Origin of the sequence: Thiolapillus sp., from assembly GCF_048562965.1 — a bacterium.
GTDB classification, from domain to species: Bacteria; Pseudomonadota; Gammaproteobacteria; order Chromatiales; family Chromatiaceae; genus Thiolapillus; species Thiolapillus brandeum_A.
This window is the reverse complement of record NZ_JBHNMF010000691.1, coordinates 1-1,606: the sequence shown is the minus strand read 5'-3', so window position 1 is coordinate 1,606 and position 1,606 is coordinate 1. Positions and strand designations below refer to the sequence as shown.

The window sequence follows — 1,606 nt, the reverse complement described above, 5'->3', positions numbered from 1 at the left end:
GTCAGGTGCATATTTATCTGCAGTAAGAAAGCTCAATCAGAAATTGGATGTTGCTGCACATACAATGGTCAAAGTTCCCTTCGATCTCGACCATTGGACAAAAGTCGCAGAAGAAAAATACCCCAACGGCCTGCCCAAGCCCTATTCCAACGATCCCACTCAATGGATTTTTCATGGCCATCCCTACGGCTCGGTGGTCTGGGATGAAAAAACAAAATGGACAGCACACGGCTCGTTGCGCACCGATGATACAGTGCTGCAAGTCGCCGTTGCCCGTCTCCTTGGCTACCGTTGGCCTGCCGAGCAGGATACGGAGATGGAACTGGCGGATGAGCAGCGTGAATGGGTGAACCGTTGTGAAACATTATTACCTTTCGCCGATGAAGACGGCATCGTCTGTATCCCGCCGGTGCGAGGCGAGGCTGCCGCCGCTGATCGGCTATTGAATCTGCTTGCCGCCGCTTATAATCTTCACCCCTCTCCCTCTGGGAGAGGGGCTGGGGGTGAGGGTTGGTCCAACGACATTCTGGCCGAACTGCTGAAAAACGCCAGCCACGCTGGCAAATCACTGGAAACCTGGCTCAGGGACAAGTTCTTCGCCCAGCACTGCAAGCTGTTCCAAAACCGTCCCTTTATCTGGCATATCTGGGATGGCTTGCGCGATGGCTTTTCGGTGCTGATCAACTACCACAAGTTTGACGCCAAGCTGATGGAAAGTCTGATCTATCTTTATCTGGGCGATTGGATCACGCGCCAGAAGCAGGATATTGCCGCTGGCATCGACGGTGCAGAAGAAAAACTGGCCGCTGCCGAAAATCTCAAGAAAAAGCTGGAACTGATTAAAAAGGGTGAAGCGCCTCACGACATCTTCGTCCGCTGGAAACCCCTCCAAGAACAACCCATCGGCTGGAACCCAGATCTAAACGACGGCGTGCGACTTAACATTCGTCCCTTCATGACCGTAGGCAATGTCAAGAAGAAAGGCGCTGGCATACTGCATGACAAACCCAATATCAAATGGAACAAAGATCGTGGTAAAGATGTTGAAACCGCCCCTTGGTATCACCTCGGGCCAGAATACGGAGGAAAAGAAGGCGACCGTATCAACGATCATCATTTGACCTTGGCTGAAAAACTTACTGCACGGAAGAATATAGAATGAATCCTCATTACAAGGGAATGCGCTGGTTGAAATGCGATTTGCAGATGCAAACCCCTGCGGATGCTCGCCACTGGCTTGGTGAGAGGATGGCAGACGGGCAAGAAGCCGAAGCTGCCGAAGCATTCGCCAAAGCCTGTTATCGCACTGGTCTGGATGTGGTGGGCATTACTGATCACAATTTTTTGAGTAAGGGTTTCATTCCTCATTTGCAATCGGCCTTTGATGAACTCGAAAGCGAGATCAGTCACAAAATCACCCTGTTTCCGGGGTTTGAGTTCGAAGCCGATGTCGGCAAAGGCATGCATGTTCTGTGTCTTTTTGAACCGGGAACAAACATTGATGAAATTGACCATATCCTCACAGAATGCGGTGTTAGACGACCTCGTATCGAAGGTGAAAGACTAGCCAAGTCAACAAAGCGGCTTCCGGATATATTGAGTATCG

General features: G+C 50.7%; 1 protein-coding gene and 1 pseudogene. Both read left to right on the top strand.

Annotation, left to right across the window (positions count from 1 at the left end; translation table 11 throughout):
- Nucleotides 1–1,162: pseudogene (locus tag ACOCD2_RS19220) on the top strand (SAM-dependent DNA methyltransferase); the annotation flags it as partial.
- Nucleotides 1,159–1,606, top strand: a 448-nt coding sequence (locus tag ACOCD2_RS19215) for a hypothetical protein (protein WP_305802224.1), incomplete at its 3' end; no start/stop codon positions are given. The pseudogene ACOCD2_RS19220 and the gene ACOCD2_RS19215, both read left to right, overlap by 4 nt.